Annotated in this window: 10 protein-coding genes and 1 riboswitch; of the genes, 4 read left to right on the forward strand and 6 right to left on the reverse strand. The window is 50.3% G+C overall.

Going from position 1 to position 16,251, the window contains the following annotated elements; translation table 11 throughout:
• The first annotated feature begins 3 nt into the window (after positions 1–3).
• The gene (locus C943_RS10335) at positions 4–2,289 is read left to right on the forward strand and encodes a xanthine dehydrogenase family protein molybdopterin-binding subunit (protein WP_008627384.1); all 2,286 of its coding nucleotides are present in this window, start codon (positions 4–6) and stop codon (positions 2,287–2,289) included.
• Between the two features lie 126 nt (positions 2,290–2,415).
• Positions 2,416–5,541 (forward strand): AsmA family protein, encoded by a 3,126-nt coding sequence (locus C943_RS10340; RefSeq protein ID WP_008627386.1) that lies wholly within the window; start codon positions 2,416–2,418, stop codon positions 5,539–5,541.
• Here C943_RS10340 and C943_RS10345 read toward each other — a convergent pair.
• From C943_RS10345 to C943_RS10370, 6 genes are all read right to left on the reverse strand, one after another.
• Positions 5,538–6,512, reverse strand: coding sequence for a ThuA domain-containing protein (locus tag C943_RS10345; RefSeq protein WP_051069584.1), 975 nt, complete (start codon positions 6,510–6,512; stop codon positions 5,538–5,540). The genes C943_RS10340 and C943_RS10345 overlap by 4 nt on opposite strands.
• A gap of 202 nt (positions 6,513–6,714) precedes the next feature.
• Positions 6,715–7,422, reverse strand: coding sequence for a gluconate 2-dehydrogenase subunit 3 family protein (locus tag C943_RS10350; RefSeq protein WP_008627391.1), 708 nt, complete (start codon positions 7,420–7,422; stop codon positions 6,715–6,717).
• 11 nt (positions 7,423–7,433) lie between these two features.
• Positions 7,434–9,176 (reverse strand): GMC oxidoreductase, encoded by a 1,743-nt coding sequence (locus C943_RS10355; protein ID WP_008627392.1) that lies wholly within the window; start codon positions 9,174–9,176, stop codon positions 7,434–7,436.
• A 123-nt stretch (positions 9,177–9,299) separates the two neighbouring features.
• Complete coding sequence (locus C943_RS10360) at positions 9,300–10,328, reverse strand: ABC transporter ATP-binding protein (RefSeq protein WP_008627393.1); 1,029 nt, start codon at positions 10,326–10,328, stop codon at positions 9,300–9,302.
• 208 nt (positions 10,329–10,536) lie between these two features.
• Entirely contained in the window at positions 10,537–11,568 is a 1,032-nt protein-coding gene (locus C943_RS10365) for an iron ABC transporter permease (protein ID WP_008627394.1), read from the reverse strand.
• Complete coding sequence (locus C943_RS10370; RefSeq protein ID WP_008627395.1) at positions 11,558–12,664, reverse strand: ABC transporter substrate-binding protein; 1,107 nt, start codon at positions 12,662–12,664, stop codon at positions 11,558–11,560. Before C943_RS10370 ends, C943_RS10365 begins: the two co-directional genes overlap by 11 nt.
• A 156-nt stretch (positions 12,665–12,820) precedes the next feature.
• Positions 12,821–13,035: riboswitch (cobalamin riboswitch) on the forward strand.
• Positions 13,036–13,209: 174 nt separating this feature from the next.
• Here C943_RS10370 and C943_RS10380 point away from each other — a divergent pair.
• The gene (locus C943_RS10380; RefSeq protein WP_245545531.1) at positions 13,210–15,177 is read left to right on the forward strand and encodes a TonB-dependent receptor; all 1,968 of its coding nucleotides are present in this window, start codon (positions 13,210–13,212) and stop codon (positions 15,175–15,177) included.
• Complete coding sequence (locus C943_RS10385; protein WP_040480060.1) at positions 15,174–16,220, forward strand: YncE family protein; 1,047 nt, start codon at positions 15,174–15,176, stop codon at positions 16,218–16,220. The genes C943_RS10380 and C943_RS10385 overlap by 4 nt, the downstream gene beginning before the upstream one ends.
• Positions 16,221–16,251 lie beyond the last annotated feature (31 nt).

Genomic DNA, 16,251 nt, shown 5'->3' on the forward strand with positions numbered 1-16,251 from the left:
GCCATGAAAAGTTTTATCCCTGTGTTCAAAACAAGAGAACCGCAAAACAAAAGTGAGGTGTTCATTCCCTCCAGGCGTGATTTTCTCAAACTCGGTTCATTGGCCACCGGCGGCTTTCTATTGGGCGTCAATTTCCAATGCAGCGGGCCGAAGGGCGAATTGCTTACTTTTGCACCCAATGTGTACCTCAGCATCGACTCGGACAATCTCGTTACGATCATTGCCCACCGCTCAGAAATGGGCACTGGTATCCGCACCTCCTTGCCCCAAATCGTCGCGGATGAATTGGGTGCTGACTGGAACAAGGTGAAGATCGTACAGGCCGAGGGAGACGAGGAAAAGTACGGCAACCAAAATACGGACGGCTCATTTTCCGTCCGGATGTTTTATGAGCCCATGCGCAAGGCAGGCGCTACAGCAAAGCATATGCTGGTCGCAGCCGCAGCCGAAAAATGGGGCGTCCCGGCATCCGAATGCACCACTGAAAACGGTCAAGTTATCCATGCGGGGAGCAACAAGAAAATCGATTTTGGGGACTTGATCGAAAAGGTCAAGGATGCACCCATCCCGGCACCGGAATCCGTGACGTTGAAGGACCCTTCCACTTTTACGCTGATTGGCAAGGATGTCGCCATCTATGATAACAAGGCGATCGCCACCGGCAAAGCTGTCTTTGGTGCGGACGTGGATCTTCCAAACATGAAGATCGCCGTCGTCCGCCGCAGCCCGGTGGTTGGTGCAAAAGTCATTTCCTACAAGGATGAAAAAACGCTTGCCATCCCCGGTGTCAGCCAAGTCGTGAAAATCGACGGCGCGGGCATTCCTCCCGGCTTGGACAAACCCTTGGAAGGCTTGGCGGTCATCGCAGACAATACCTGGGCGGCTATCAAAGGCGCTGATGCATTGGAAATTGAGTGGGACCTGGGGCCAAACCAAAGCTATAACTCCGAAATCCAGCTCGAAGAAATGCTTGCCAGTACCGCCAAGGACGGCAAAATCCGACGAACGCGCGGCAATTTCAAAACCGCACTTCAAGGTGCCGCAAAGGTCATCGAGCGTACCTATGCAGCTCCATTCTACGCCCACTCGACGATCGAGCCGCCGGCAGCAATCGCTGATTACAAAGGCGACGGCACGGTCGAGATCTGGGCGCCTACGCAGCATCCCCAATGGGCCCGGCAAGCCGTGGCCGCTGCCTTGGACATCGATTACCAGCAGGTCAAAATGAACGTGACGCTCCTCGGTGGTGGATTCGGGAGAAAATCGAAGCCTGACTTTGTGGTCGAAGCGGCCTTGCTCTCCAAAGCCGCCAAATCACCTGTCAGGGTCCAATGGACACGGCAATGTGATCTGAACCATGATTTCTACCATTCCCTGAGTGCGCAGCGAATAAAGGCCACGATCGACAAAGACGGCAAGATTTCAGGCTGGAACCACCACACGGTCTTCCCGGCCATTGGTGCCACCGGAAATGCCGACGAGGTCCATCCTTCTGATGGCGAACTGGGCCTTGGCTGCACGGACTTCCCGTACAACGTCCCCCATATCCAAATCGAAACCCACGAGTCCAAGGCCCATACCCGTATCGGCTGGCTGCGCTCAGTGAGCAATATCCACCATTCCTTCGCCATCAATTGCATGATGGACGAGTTGGCGGAGGCGCGGGGCGTAGATCCTGTGCAGCAAGCTTTGGAATATCTCGGCGAGGATCGGAATATCACATTTACGGAGGAAATGCCAGGTGGGAAATATGAAAACTACGGTGAGCCCATAGATGCTTTCCCTTGGAACACAGGCAGGATGAAGCGCGTCATCGAGCGGGTAGCCAAAGAGGCGGGTTGGGGAAATGCGCTTCCCGAGGGCCAGTCCTTGGGATTTGCTTCGCAAAAAAGCTTCCTGACCTATGTCGCCTGTATCGTCAAGGTACAAAAAGATACCAACGGAAAAATCAGCATTCCCGAAGTCCACTACGCCGTCGACTGTGGCGTGGCGGTGAACACGGACAGGATACGGTCACAGTTTGAAGGGGGTGCACAATTCGCGACGAGTTTGGTGATGACATCTGCGATCACCTTTGAAAATGGCAAGGTCAAACAAAACAACTTTGACACCTATCAGATCATCCGAATGCCGCAATCCCCGAAAAAAATCCATGTGCATATCGTGGAAAGCCAGGAAAAGCCAACCGGCGTGGGAGAACCACCCGTTCCGCCCTACATTCCTGCTTTGTGCAACGCGATGTACAAACTCACGGGAGAAAGGATTTTCAAGCTTCCATTTGGAGCCTGAGTTTGTTAAACCCCTTCGGAAAAACTGTGCAAATCAGTCAATCCGAAGGGGTTTTTCACTTTTTTGAAACGCAACATATACATATTTTAGTAGATTTGGGCGTTTTAGTGCATATCACCCAAATCCATGAAACGCAAGCTTTTAATTATTTTCACTGTATTTTTTGTGGTGCCTACCTTGATTTTGGGCATCTCCTTCGCGATCCTGCAAAGACACCAACAAGAACTTACCCAAAAGGTGATCGACTCCCTCAATCGGGAATTTGTCGGTGAACTCACCCTCGAGCGAACGGGGCTCGCCTTTTTTGAAAATTTCCCCTATCTCTCGATTGATCTGAAAGGCGTAGCGTTTTACGATTCCAAAGCACAAAATTCGAAGCCATTGTACCGGTTTGAGGATATCTATCTGGGCTTCAATGTCCTTGACCTGCTGAGCACCAACTATACGATCAAAAAAATAAAAGTAAAACAAGGACATTTGGACGTGGTCAAGTATCCAAATGGGGATATCAATATTCTTTTGGCCAAGGGCATGAAGGAGGAAAAAACCACGGAAGACTCCGACTTGGATCTTGACCTTGCGTCCATTGAAATAGAAAAAATCGATGTTTCCTACCGGGACCTCGGGATGGAGACCGACTATGTCATGCACATTGGCAAACTAAAGAGTAGCGTGTCGATACAGGAAAACCAACTAGAATTGGAGACGATCGGCAACCTTATTTTTGATCTGGATTATCAGGGAACCCACACTTTTTTTTCGAACAAACATGTACAATTGGACCTTGATCTTCAATATGATCTGGAAAAGCCAAAACTTACCCTGAATCCCTCCCAAATCCAGTTGGAAGAGGCATTTTTCGCCGTTTCAGGAACCGTAGATCTCAGCAATGAACTGACCGATTTCGACCTGAAGCTCGAGGGTCAAAAACCCGATTTCAAGATGGTCGCGGCATTTCTCCCCGCGGATCTTGCCGCGGCACTCAACGAATACCAAAACCAAGGCGAGGTGTTTTTCCACGGATCCGTCAACGGTCCACTCGGAGGTGAGCAGTTTCCTGCAATCTCGCTTGAGTTTGGCTGTGAGGATGCCTATTTCCTCAATCCTGAGATCAACAAAAAAGTCGAAAAGGTCAGGTTCACGGGATTCTACACCAATGGTGCGGAGCGGAATCTGAAGACCTCGGAATTGGTACTGCAAAATGTATTTGCAAAACCGGACAAGGGTATTTTTGAAGGTAGCCTGACCGTCAGGAATTTCGAAGATCCCTATGTCAAGATCAAACTCAATGCCGACTTCGATCTAGGTTTCGTCGGGGAGTTCTTTAATTTGGATGGAATTGACGGCATAGAAGGACAGGTTATTCTCAGCATGGATTTCGACGAACTGGTGGACCTGGATGCCTCCCAAGCCAGCCTCACTAAAATCAAAGAAAGTGTCCAATCAGAATTGACCCTGAGAAATCTCCACTTCCGCTTAGCTGACTATCCCTATCCAATCAAAGACGTCAACGCCCATATGGTGATGGAGGCAGGAAAAATCACACTCGATTCCCTTCGCCTCAAAATCGAGGATTCGGATTTTCGCTTGGCAGGGACAATCAGCGACTTTCCGGCGATTATCCATGGACTTCAAAAGCCCGTGGATGTCAAATTACAGGCAAGTGCGGAAAAACTGGATTTTGGTAAGCTGACCAACACGCCTGACGGGGAAACGCTAGAGGACCTTTCGCTCAAGTTGAGCTTTGCGGCAATCGCGCAGGATTTGATGCATTTTGACCATTTGCCAAAGGGTGAGTTTTTCATCGATGACCTCTACGCCAAGCTTGGCAAGTACCCACATACGCTTCATGATTTCGAGGCTGATATACTGATCGGAAACAACGAACTGGAGGTGAAGGGGTTCAAGGGTGAAATCGACCAATCAGATTTCTTTTTGAATGGCAGGGTGGAAAATTTCGAAAAATGGTTTCAGGATAGAATCGAAGGAGAATCGACATTTGAATGGGATGTCCGCTCCAAACAATTGAGAATTAATGACCTCCTGACCTACAACGGGGTAAATTACCTTCCGCAATCTTGGCGGGAAGAAGTACTCAGCAATTTGCATATTCATGGCACGGTCGATCTCCATTACGAGGGGGACCTGCAGTCTGCAGATCTATACCTCACTCAATTGGAGGGGAAAACTACCCTGCATCCCTTGAAACTGGAAAATTTCAGCGGGCGCATCCACTACGAGCCTGACTATCTTTTGGTCGAAAACTTCGGCGGGAAAATGGGCCTTTCAGATTTCAATATCCACATGGGCTTGGGATTGGATTCCGCCCACGCGACCAAACCCGATTATTTCCACTTCAAGGCCAACGCTCTGGACCTAGACGCACTGATGGGTTTCAAGAGCATAGAAGAAGATACCAACCATCAAGAAGCATTCAATATCTTCAAGGTTCCCTTTCGAAACATGGAATTCAAGGCTGACATCAAGAAGCTAAACTATCACACCTATTGGCTGGAGGATGTGCTTGGCCGTGCACGGACCACGGAGGACCATTACCTCTACCTCGATACTTTGGCACTGAGCTTGGCAGATGGAAATTTGGGTCTCAAAGGCTATTTCAATGGGAGCAACCCGGACGAACTCTACTTTTCGAGCAAAATGCGCGCGGAAAAGCTCGATATCGACAAGTTGCTTTTCAAGTTTGAAAACTTTGGCCAGGACTATCTGATCAATGAAAACCTGCACGGCAAGGTCTCCGGCACCATTGACAGCAAATTCCGCGTGTATCCAGACCTTACCCCCATCGTGGACAAATCAGAAGCAAAAATGGACTTGACGGTTTACCAAGGCAGCTTGGTGAATTTCGGGCCGATGTCGGCCCTGGCAGGCTATTTTTCCGACAAAAACCTCAACCGCATCCGGTTCGACACGCTCTCCAATACCTTCGACCTGAAGGGCGGAGTATTGCACATCCCCAGGATGAATATCAATTCCAGCTTGGGATTCATTGAGCTTTCCGGTACGCAGGGCCTGGATATGAAGATGGACTATTTCCTGCGTATTCCTTTGGGTATGGTTACCCAGGTGGGATTCAGGTCGCTTTTCGGTGGCAAAAACAAAAACGAAATCGATCCTGACCGTGAAGATGCCATTGTCTATCGTGATACCGACAAACGGGTCCGATTCGTCAATATCAACATGACCGGAACCCCGGACGATTACAAAATCGGCTTGGGAAAAGATCGGAACTAGTTTCTGGATTTGCCAATCGGCGTCTCGTCGCAGTCCACGTCCCCGACCACGTACTGCATGCCATTGAGCAAAAAGCGAAGCAAATCGGGGTTTTCGAAACTCTGCGCATTGTGCGAGGGAGAACAATACATCACCTTGCCTTTGCCCTGGGGCCGTATCCATGAGACGTAGGTAACGCCCTCAGGATTCGAAATCTTTTGTTCCGTAATCTTCCCATTTTCAAAATAGAGCAATGGAGTGAAATCCAGCGTCTCGTAGGCATTTTTGTAAAAATACGGCTCGTCTACATGACGGAAACCGGTCTTGGGAAAAGCCTGCACCAATGGATGGCTGGGGTCTGCCAGCTTGACATCGATCAGCTGCTGCACCGGGTGATAATCAAAGCTCGCCCCCACCAGCCTGCTGAATGCCCGGGAATTGTTATGCATCGTGATGCCCCCGTGCAGGACAAGCAATCCTCCGCCATCCTCCACATAGGCCAGTAGACTCTTTTCCAAATCGGCGGCACGCTGCATCAGCAAGACGGTATCGGTTTCGGGATTTTCAAGCGCCAACTTGTCCCAAAAGATGTTCCGCCGATCGGGCTTGGAACAGGTGTTGTTCAGGACCACGGCATCGAACTGGGCAAGATTCCCCGCTTCAAACATCCGAATATCCTTGCTGGCTGTGACTTCAAATGCACCGCTCTTGGCTCCAAGTATCTTGACGACTTCCTCGGTATGTGGGATCACCCAATGCTCAAAGCCCGTATGCAGCGAAAAAACAAGGATTTTCTTCCGCTTGGACACAGGGAAACTGGCCTTCTCCGGCGCCAAGCCTTGGATCTTTGCCTTCCATGCCTCATCGAGCTTCACTTCGGGAAGGTTTTGTGAGAAGCCGTTTTGAAACAAAAGACAGCCAAAAACGACCAAAAATACCTTGACCAGGTCATTCGAAAGAAAATGCTTTTCTATACGATATCGGTTATCCATCATCTACCCAATTACTGCAAAAACGCGGAGATTCGGAAACACTCTCTGACAAATGGAAATGTCCGAAATATCACCTGCTTTGTTTTTGCCTAGGAAAAGAAAAGTGAGGATCATTAACATCGTTGAACTGGGAGAAAAAAAAAAGCCCTCCCAAGGGGAAGGCTTTTGGGAACTGAATAACCCAATCTATGTAATGCAATACTTATCCAACCAAATTCCCCTCTCCGTCCCACTCGGCGACCTTGCCACGGTCCTCGGGCTTGAGGTAGAGTGAGAGGTATTTTTCCTCGTAGGCGAACCCATGTTTCTTCATCACTTCATCGGGCACACCATCCCATACGTTGGGCGTGTTGCCTTTGTAGTCCATGTACTTGAATCCGATCTCGGAAGTAAAATAGCCCGTTGCAGTCAGGTTGCGCAGCATGTTGAAAAACCGGACGGCGCCTTCCATTTCAGGTTTGGCCTTGTCCGGCCATGCGATCTCGTCGATGATGGTCATGCGCTGTGACTCATCGAGTTCGAGGAATTTCTTTCCATAGCTCTCATCGCTGTAGTGGTCCAGCCACATCAGTCCACCCCGCATGGGCGTCTGGTAGGCGGGATAATCCTTCATCATGAATTCGAGGAAGTCGGTCACCTTGGCATCTGTAGCCGATCCAAAGCCCTCACTCGCAGGCATGATGATATCGGTAAGCACATCGAGTTTTTTGCGCTCGTCCTCGGTCAGAAATGTATCTGCAAGGAGCTTTTGGTCCCTGATTTTCTCTTCTTCGGTCCTTCCGCCTGGCGTACCGCCGAGGACTTTGGGGCTCATATCTGCCTGCTTTTGCTCAGGCGTGCAGTGCGTCAGCAGAAATCCGGATGCCAAAGATCCGGTGAAAAGGAGTTTGAGGTTTTCTCTTCTGTTCATGGTCTTGGCGATTAGATGTTTTTCTTTTTCAATTCAGCAACAATGTAGTCCGAAGTCCTCCATGCAAGTGCCAGAATCGTCCAAGTCGGATTCTTGTCGGCTTGGGAGACAAAGGGTCCCGCATCCACGACAAAAAGGTTTTTGCAGTCATGCGCTTGGCAGTTGCTGTTGAGGACGGATTTATTGGGATCGTTGCCCATACGGGTCGTGCCGACTTCATGGATGATACGGCCTGGAGCGGCCAATCCATACATCGTGTCGGGTCCTGGTTTTTGCCCCAGAAGGACCGCACCCGCATTGGTGAGGATTTCCTCAAAAGTATCCTGCATATGCTTGGCCTGCTTGATTTCCTGATCGGTCCATTTGTAGTGGAACTTGAGTACAGGAATTCCATACTTGTCGACCACCTTGTTGTCAATTTCGCAGTAGTTGCTGTACATCGGGATACTTTCTCCCCGTCCGGACATGCCGAGGGTACTTCCGTAAAGACGGCGGATGTCCTTTTTGAGGCCTTCCCCGTAGCCGCCGTTTGGACTTGGGTTGCCAAATTCGTCCTTGATGTACTTCCGCATTGTGTCCATCGAGAATCCAGTGCCGTACGATGGCATTCCCATGCCACCCCAGACCTCGATATGATAGCCCCGGGCAAAGTCCAACTTCTTGTTGTCCAACCACCAAGGGGTATAGACGTGCATACCTCCGACACCGTCCTCGTTGTAGCGCTCTCGGTCTATCAGTTCGGGCATGATACCCATCCTGTCCGCACCGGTACTATCGTGGAGGTATCTACCGACCATTCCGCTGCTATTGCCCACACCGTTGGGATGGGTTTTGGATTTGGAATTGAGCATGATACGGGCGGACTCGCAAGCCGAAGCACCCAAGACTACTACCCGGGCGCGGAGCTTGTATTCCTTCATATCCGTTTTGCTCACATAGGAGACGCCCGTGGCGTTGCCTGCATCATCCAAGGTGACTGCACGCACCATCGCATGGGTGAAGAGATCGACTTTGCCTTTGGCCATGGCCGGCTTGACAAGGACTGTCCCCGAGGAAAAATCGGCGTAGACCTGACAGGCCCTGTTGCACTGATTGCAAAAGAAGCAGACTCCACGCTCCGAATTGATGGGGCGTGTAAGCATGCTGAGGCGCGAAGGAATCACAGGTACGTTTGCCTTTTTGGCGCCTTTGGCATAGTACATCTCGTGAAGGCGTGGCTTTGGAGGGGGAAGGAAAAAGCCATCAGGCTCATTGTAGATGCCTTCCTTGGTACCAAAAACGCCAATCAATCGGTCAACTTTATCATAATAAGGCTTCACATCATCGTATCCGATGGGCCAGTCGTCGCCCATGCCGTCAATGCTCGCACGTTTGAAATCATTCGGTCCAAATCGCAGGGAAATCCTGCCCCAGTGGTTGGTGCGTCCTCCCAGCATCCGTGAACGGAACCAGTCAAAGCTTGTCCCTTCACCACGGGTATAGGGCTCTCCCTCGATATCCCAGCCGCCAATCGCTTGGTCAAAATCCCCAAAAGGCCGCACACGCGTCCCAGCACCCCGGCGCGGTGACTCCCAAGGATACCTGAGTTGGGTACGGTATTCGTCTTTGGCAGGATCAAAATCCCCACCGGCTTCCACGACAGCCACTGCCAACCCGGCCTCTGAAAGAATCTTGGCAGCCATCCCACCACCAGCGCCCGAGCCTACGATAATCGCGTCATAGGACTCAGCGGTCGATTTGATTTCAAAACTCATGTTTTACAAAATTTTTATGTTTGTTTGACAAGTTAAATAAAAAATTTTAAAACGGTGCAAACGTCGGCATCCATAATTTTATGAAGTTTCGCCGCGCCTCGGTTTATTTTACAAAACCCTTGTTCAAGGTGAATGTTTATCTGTAGAAAAGGTCGATTTCAGGTAATCAATCAAACCAGACAGAGAATCAAATTCCGCCGAAAGCGTCCCTTCCTTCCAAGTCAATCGGGTCGGATTGGTTTGGACGTGGATTTCGCCATCCGGTATGTCAAATGTGCCCAAATGCTTTTTCCAAGCCAGTTCGATCCAGATTTTCCACTCCGCCGGAGCGAAAACTTCCGCCATTTTTTGCCGCTCTTGGGCTACGACTTTTCCGAGTTTCCGATCAAATTGGAACCGCTCGTTTGGGAAGAGCAGGTTGATTTGCCCGTCCAAAATCATGTCCTCGGGACTGCCTGAGACAAGCGGGCTGCCGCATTGCATGAGCCAAAAAATATCGGCAGTCTGAATGGCGATTTCGAGGTCATGGGTCACGACCAACACGGCTTTGCGCTCCCGATGGGCCAGTTCACGAAGCATTTGCATGATCTCGATACGATTGACCAAATCCAAATGCGCGGTGGGTTCATCCAAAATGATCACATCCGACTCCTGTGCCAAGGCCCGCGCGATCATGACCTTTTGCAGTTGCCCGTCGCTGATTTCGCTGATGGGCAGTGCCCTGATATAATTGATTTGGGTTGCGGAAATGGCTTTTTCCACAGCCTCTTGATCCCTTTGCGACAGGCTTCCCAGCCAACCCGTGTGCGGAATCCTGCCCAAGCTGACCAATTGGTAGACACTGAGGTTACCGCCCCGGACTTTGTCAGTCAGGACGACGGCAATTTTCTTGGCGATATCCTGCTGGGAATAGGATTGGAGCTGCTTTTCATCCAAAAAAATCTCCCCATCCAAAGGGGGCATTTGGCCCATGATGGTCTTGATCAGCGTAGATTTCCCGACTCCATTCGGACCCAGAATACAGGTAAGGCTTCCTTTCCCGAGAGAGAAGTTAAGGCCATCCGCAACGGCCTTTGCGTTCAGGCCGGATCCATACCCTATTTTTAAATTGCTGCCTTTTAAAATTGTCATCGCAGCCCTAAAGTAACTCATTACGGCAAATTCTCATGTCTCACCTCGTGAATCTACTTGCCACTTTTTACATATTATCCCAATTTTTCAACCCTTAGGGGTTGGGGTGCAGAACCTTCCACACCGACACTTTCCACCGGGTTTAACCCGGGGCAACTACCACGACGTGGATTCAATCACTTCGTGATGTACTATAGTCTCATATCTCAAGTCTTTCGTCTCAAGTCTCTTAGAATTCCCTCGAAAAATTCCTCCGCAATATCAGCCAAATCACCATCGGCGCGCCGACCAAGGAGGTCACCGCATTGATCGGCAATGTCAAGGCCGACCCCGGCAATTGGCTGATGCCGTCGCATACCAATAGGGCGATTGCCCCTATCAGCGCACTCGCGGGAAACAATACCCGATGGTCCGCGGTCTTAAACACCAGTCTTGCCATATGCGGAACGGCAATGCCGATAAAGGCAATCGGTCCGCAAAATGCCGTCACCGAACCGGCCAATATTCCCGTGCTCAGGATCATCGCCCAGCGGAGATTTTGGATTCGGATACCCATGCTTGCCGCATAGTTTTCTCCCATTAGCATGGCATTGTAGCCTTTGATATGCAGGAGTAGCGGGATACTGCCAATCACCACGGCCGTCCCCATCGCAGGAAGCTGCGCATCTTGGGTGGCCCCAAGACTGCCCATCGACCAGATAGTAAAGAGCTTCAATTGCTCGGCATCGGAGAAATAGGACAAAACCGCCACCAAGGCCGAAACCGCCGAACCAAACATCAAGCCGACAATCAGCAGCGTCATGCTATCCCTGACCCTCCACGCCACCAGACTGACCAATAACAACACCCCAATAGCTCCAATACTGGCTGCGATAACTACCGACCAAGTGCCAAAACCGGATGTCCCAATCGAGAAACCAAATGCCGTCGCCGCCATCAGCAGCACCGCGACACCTAGGCCCGCACCCGAAGAAATCCCCAACACATAGGGTCCAGCAAGGGGGTTTCGGAAAAAGGTTTGCATCTGCAATCCGCTCCAAGAAAGCCCAATTCCTGCTATAATGGCGGTAAACGCTTTCGGAATGCGATAACTGATGAAAATCGTTTCCCAGGATTCTTTGGAAAAAGGATGGCCAAAAAATCTCCCCACGATCTCTCCGAAAGGAATCCAGACCGAACCTACCGACAAGTTGGCCAAAAGGCAGAGCAGCAAAAGCCCAATGCCCGATGAAAACCAAAAGGCAGGTCGTCTATTTTGCATCTATTTTTTGGTAAAAGTAGGGCTGGTAATCCGGCAGCAGCTCGGGATGGAGTACCTTGATCAAATCCTTCAATATCCAATCCGGTCTCAAATATCCTAGTTCGAAGTATTCCAAACCTCCCGTGGGACCTTTTTTGAGTGCGTAGGTGTAAACCTCCCCGGTTTGAAACGCTTTGAAATCCTGATAGCGTCGGTCTGCGACTCCCATTTCTTCCAGACTCGGGAAATCCGCCACACCTATCCACACATCCGCATCCATTGCCCGGTCAAGTACATACTCGTAGCTCAATTCGGCACTTCCGGTACCTTCAATATTCGAAAACAAGTAATCAGCACCCGCAGACTCCAGTAGCTTGGCTGCCCAAGAATCGCCCCCAGGCAGGTACCAAACGTCTTGGTACATGATACCTGCGAGGACCCGTGGCCTCATGAGGTTTTGCTGCTTCACAAGTGCAATCGCGCCGAGATATTCTTTTTCCAATACTCGAAAAATACTGTCCGCCTCTGCACTCTTACCCAACAACGCCCCTGTCACTTTGATCCACTCCGCACGCCCGAGTGGATGCTGCTCCAAATAATCCCCGTTCAAGATCGCCGGGACTCCGGCCTTGCGCAGCAAATCCAAATTACTAAGTTCATTACCCAAAGTGGAAATCTGTACCCAATCAGGATTCAAATCAATTATCCTTTCAATATTTGACTGTGGGCCAGCACCCAAATCCTCAATTTCACCCGCAGCAATTCGTCCCCTAGCTGCAGGAGAACTGATCAAATCCAAGTTTGGAAATCCAATCAAAGCATCTGTTTTTCCCAAATAATCCAAATGGGGAATCTGGGTAGTGGCGGTAAGCACGACCCTTTCAGCCGGCAAAACGACCACGGCTTCGAAGGATTCCTCCGGGAAATCACTGTCAGCGCTGGTGCGAATCAAGTACCTTATGGAATTATTTTGCCCCGCATAGGCCTTTTTCACTTCCAAAACCAAAAATCCCTCTCCCTTCCAAAAAGTAAACCCAGTGGCATAGGCTGGCTTGATTTCATTCAAATACTTCTGCTTTTCTACTTCCTTGGGGCTACAAAAAAAAATGAAAAACATTCCCAGTAAAAGGATTGCAGATTGGATCGTGCGGAATGCAGATATTGATTTTGCGTGCATACGGTTCCAAATATAACAGCCGAATCGGAAGGCTGTTCGTTTTCTATTTTTTAAAATATCAGTTCGCAGGATGAAAAACCAACGCAAAAACAACTATGTTTGCATCGGAATGTTGGTTCCCGATCCGATTTGTCGGGTCAGGGATTAAAAGGGAATCCGGTCCAAAACCGGAGCTGTCCCCGCAACTGTAGCCCCATCTGAGCTGAAACTCAGATAGTGTTTTGCCCCCACTTGCCATTGTGCGCCACGGCGTATGAGAAGGCCAGCAAAACCAGGGAAGCCAGGAGACCTGCCAAAATTCTTTGTATTCGAAGGCTTTCGGGTCGAAAAGCCAAGGAGGAAAAACGACAATTCAATATCCTTCACAGGAAAACAAGGGGGAGCGTACGCCTTTTTCCCTACTTGGATGCTGCTGTTTTTCCTTTCTATCCGTCCCGATTTGTCAGTTCGAACGAGTGTTCAGTACTTAAACGAACGGTCCAAAAATGGTCGGTGTATCCGTCAAGGCAATTCTCTCAATCGCTTGCGCGCTGCTCTCAATGGCTGCCCTGCATGGCAGGCAGCTTTCTGAGGTCTTGGAAACCGACACCCTAAGATCGCACGTTATCTTCAATCACGAGGACTCATCCAGTGCAAAGCCCGATACCTTGGAATTGGCTGCCGTTCAGGTTTGGGCCGGTAGTTGGAAGAAATTTGCCGTGGGCCAGCGTTTGCTAACCTACTCCAAGGATGATATGCGGGAATTTGAGGGCTTGGCCTTGGCGGAATTCCTGCAAGCGAGGACCGGCCTTTTTCTACGGCAAAATGGCCCAGACATGCTGGCTTCGCTCACCATGCGGGGAACCTCGGCAGGACACAATGCGGTGTTTTGGAATGGTTTGCCAATCAACAGCCCCTCACTGGGACAGACCGATTTCTCGGTCTTGCCTACGGGAGGCTTTGAAGAAGTAGAGGTCCACTTCGGTGGTGGCGCAGCACTTTTCGGCACGGATGCGATAGGCGGATCCCTACACTTGAAGACCCAGCCGAAATTTGACCAAGGCCATCAGGCGAGGGCAAATTCACTGGTTGGCAGCTTTGGGCGCTGGAATTGGGGTGCGGAATATGCCTTTTCGAATCAGCGCATCGCGACCCGATCAAAGGCTTACCGCACCTCGGCCCAAAACGATTTTCACTTTCGGGATCTTTCCAAGCCCGGCACTCCCATCGTAAATCAGCCACACGCACAGGTAAAGCAATGGGGATTCTTGCAGGACTTTGCATGGAAGGTTCGGGGAAATCAACTGATCGGCAGCGCGTTTTGGTGGAACGAAACCGATCGGCAGATTCCGCCCATTATGGGTTCCAATACGCAAGATGTGCAGCAGGACAAGAGTTTGCGCTGGGCGATGGACTATACTCGATTTTGGGCAAATACCAGCCTCCATGTAAAAACGGGCTGGGTACGAGACGACCAGACTTTCAATATTGCCACGCGGAACCTGACCGACCAGTTGCTGGGCTCAGCGGATGTAGACTGGAGTTTGGCTTCGAAGTTGTTTTTCAAAAGCGGCATCCGACACACCCATGTCATCGGCAAGCTCAGCACGTATATGGCTCGGGAAAACCGTACTGAAGTCTATCACGCCAGCAGATACCAGCCCAGCGAGCGATTTTCACTCAGCATCAATTTGCGACAATTGCTTTATGATGGAACCTGGGCTCCTTTCGCGCCTAGTCTGGGATTCGAGTGGGCTTTTGGGAAAACCGAAACCCAAGGACTGACCGGGCTGGGTTCAGTATCCCGGGCGTTTAAAGTGCCGACACTCAACGACCGCTTTTGGATCCCCGGCGGCAATCCAGACATACTTCCTGAGGAAAGTTGGTCTGGCGAATTTGGCCTGGCACACCGTTTTTCAAAAAACAAAACTACGCTCAGCCAAACGTTTACCCGCTTTCGGATGTCCGTCGACAATTGGATCATTTGGCTTCCAAAAGGAAATATATGGTCTCCTGAAAACATCCGCGCAGTGCAAAATGACGGATTCGAATACCATGCACATTTCGAACAAATATTGACAAGGGATTGGAAATTCGAGCTTTCGGGCAACTATGCCTGGACGCGCGCCCTACAAACCGCCGCAGCTACTGAAAATGATCCCGGACTGGGCAAGCAGTTGCCTTATACGCCTGTCCACAAATTGCAGGGGCTTGCCTCAATAAGCAAAGGAAACCTTCGGATTTTTGCCAACCAGCAATGGGTTTCGGAGCGATTCGTGACGACAGACAACCTGTCCACCGTGGCGCCTTACTACCTCCTCGATCTCGGCCTGCAGTCCCAATGGCACTGGGGTCCACTTGCCGGACAGGCAGGTTTTCAAATCAACAACCTCCTCGATACCGAATACCAAATCATGCGCCTGCGGGCGATGCCTGGAAGAAATTATCAATTCAACCTATCCATAGCTTTATGAAACTGTTCAGATTACTTTCCTTTTTGCTCGCCTGGGCGGTTTTCGCCTGTAATCCAGAAACTCCCAAGGAGCCCCTCGGAGAATATGAAACCGGAGTCCTTATCGCCAATGAAGGCGCGTTTGGAGCCAATGATGGCGAAGTTTTTCACTATGTGCCTGAGTCAGAAACACTGAAAACCAATGTCTTCGAAACCGTCAACGGAAGGCCATTTGCGGGATTGCTGCAGGCAATCGTGGAACAGCAGGGGCGCATGTACTTGGTCGCCAATACCGGCAAAGTAGAAATCGTCAACCCAAAGGACTTCAAAAGCATCGGTGCCGTCACCGCTGATTTGGTACAGCCACGTTCGCTGGCCAGCAGTAGGGATAAGCTGTACATCGCCGATTGGGGACCTTATGACGCCAATTTCAACAATCCTGACTCATATGTAGCGGTAGTAAACTCCCTGGATGGAGGTTCTGTCGCCAAAAAAATCAAAGTTCCCAGGAGACCGGAGAGTGTATTTGCGGATGAAAATTTTCTCTACATAGCCAATCAAGCGGCTGGAAAACTAACCATCGTATCGACATCCACAGATGCTATCGTCGGCAGCGAGGATGTATTGGGCGCGCCCGAAAAGCTTCAAATCATCAACGGACGTCTCTTCCTTTATGCACGGGATGCCGATAGGATCTATTTCCACGAAATCAACCGTGGCAATCAGCGCATTCTCAGCACCAGGACTTTTACCTTATCAGACGCGACAGCGGATTTTGCCAAGGGCGAACGGGACGATATCTACGTGATCACTTCCTCAGGCTGGCCAGATTACAATGACGCAGTGGCCAAGATTAACCTCGAGACCGAAAAAATCATCAAGGCAGACTGGCATGTGGGTACAGGGTTTTACGGAATAGGCTTCGATCCCAATACAAAGCAAGTCTTCGTAGCCAATCATGCCGGATTCACTGGAAATGGCACCGTAAGTATCCTCGATGCCAATGGGCAAGAAACAAAAAAACTGAATGTCGGAAGAGGGCCGAATGGATTTTTCATGAAATAACCTGCTAATCCATCTTGAAAAACGGGCAACA

This window comes from Mariniradius saccharolyticus AK6 (genome assembly GCF_000330725.2).
Lineage (GTDB): Bacteria > Bacteroidota > Bacteroidia > Cytophagales > Cyclobacteriaceae > Mariniradius > Mariniradius saccharolyticus.

What these genes read in the sequence shown, in the direction of transcription:
- C943_RS10335 (WP_008627384.1), top strand. Translation starts at nt 4, where the DNA reads ATGAAAAGTTTTATCCCTGTGTTCAAAACAAGAGAACCGCAAAACAAA.
- C943_RS10340 (WP_008627386.1), top strand. Translation starts at nt 2,416, where the DNA reads ATGAAACGCAAGCTTTTAATTATTTTCACTGTATTTTTTGTGGTGCCT.
- C943_RS10345 (WP_051069584.1), bottom strand. Translation starts at nt 6,512, where the DNA reads ATGGATAACCGATATCGTATAGAAAAGCATTTTCTTTCGAATGACCTG.
- C943_RS10350 (WP_008627391.1), bottom strand. Translation starts at nt 7,422, where the DNA reads ATGAACAGAAGAGAAAACCTCAAACTCCTTTTCACCGGATCTTTGGCA.
- C943_RS10355 (WP_008627392.1), bottom strand. Translation starts at nt 9,176, where the DNA reads ATGAGTTTTGAAATCAAATCGACCGCTGAGTCCTATGACGCGATTATC.
- C943_RS10360 (WP_008627393.1), bottom strand. Translation starts at nt 10,328, where the DNA reads ATGAGTTACTTTAGGGCTGCGATGACAATTTTAAAAGGCAGCAATTTA.
- C943_RS10365 (WP_008627394.1), bottom strand. Translation starts at nt 11,568, where the DNA reads ATGCAAAATAGACGACCTGCCTTTTGGTTTTCATCGGGCATTGGGCTT.
- C943_RS10370 (WP_008627395.1), bottom strand. Translation starts at nt 12,664, where the DNA reads ATGTTTTTCATTTTTTTTTGTAGCCCCAAGGAAGTAGAAAAGCAGAAG.
- C943_RS10380 (WP_245545531.1), top strand. Translation starts at nt 13,210, where the DNA reads ATGGTCGGTGTATCCGTCAAGGCAATTCTCTCAATCGCTTGCGCGCTG.
- C943_RS10385 (WP_040480060.1), top strand. Translation starts at nt 15,174, where the DNA reads ATGAAACTGTTCAGATTACTTTCCTTTTTGCTCGCCTGGGCGGTTTTC.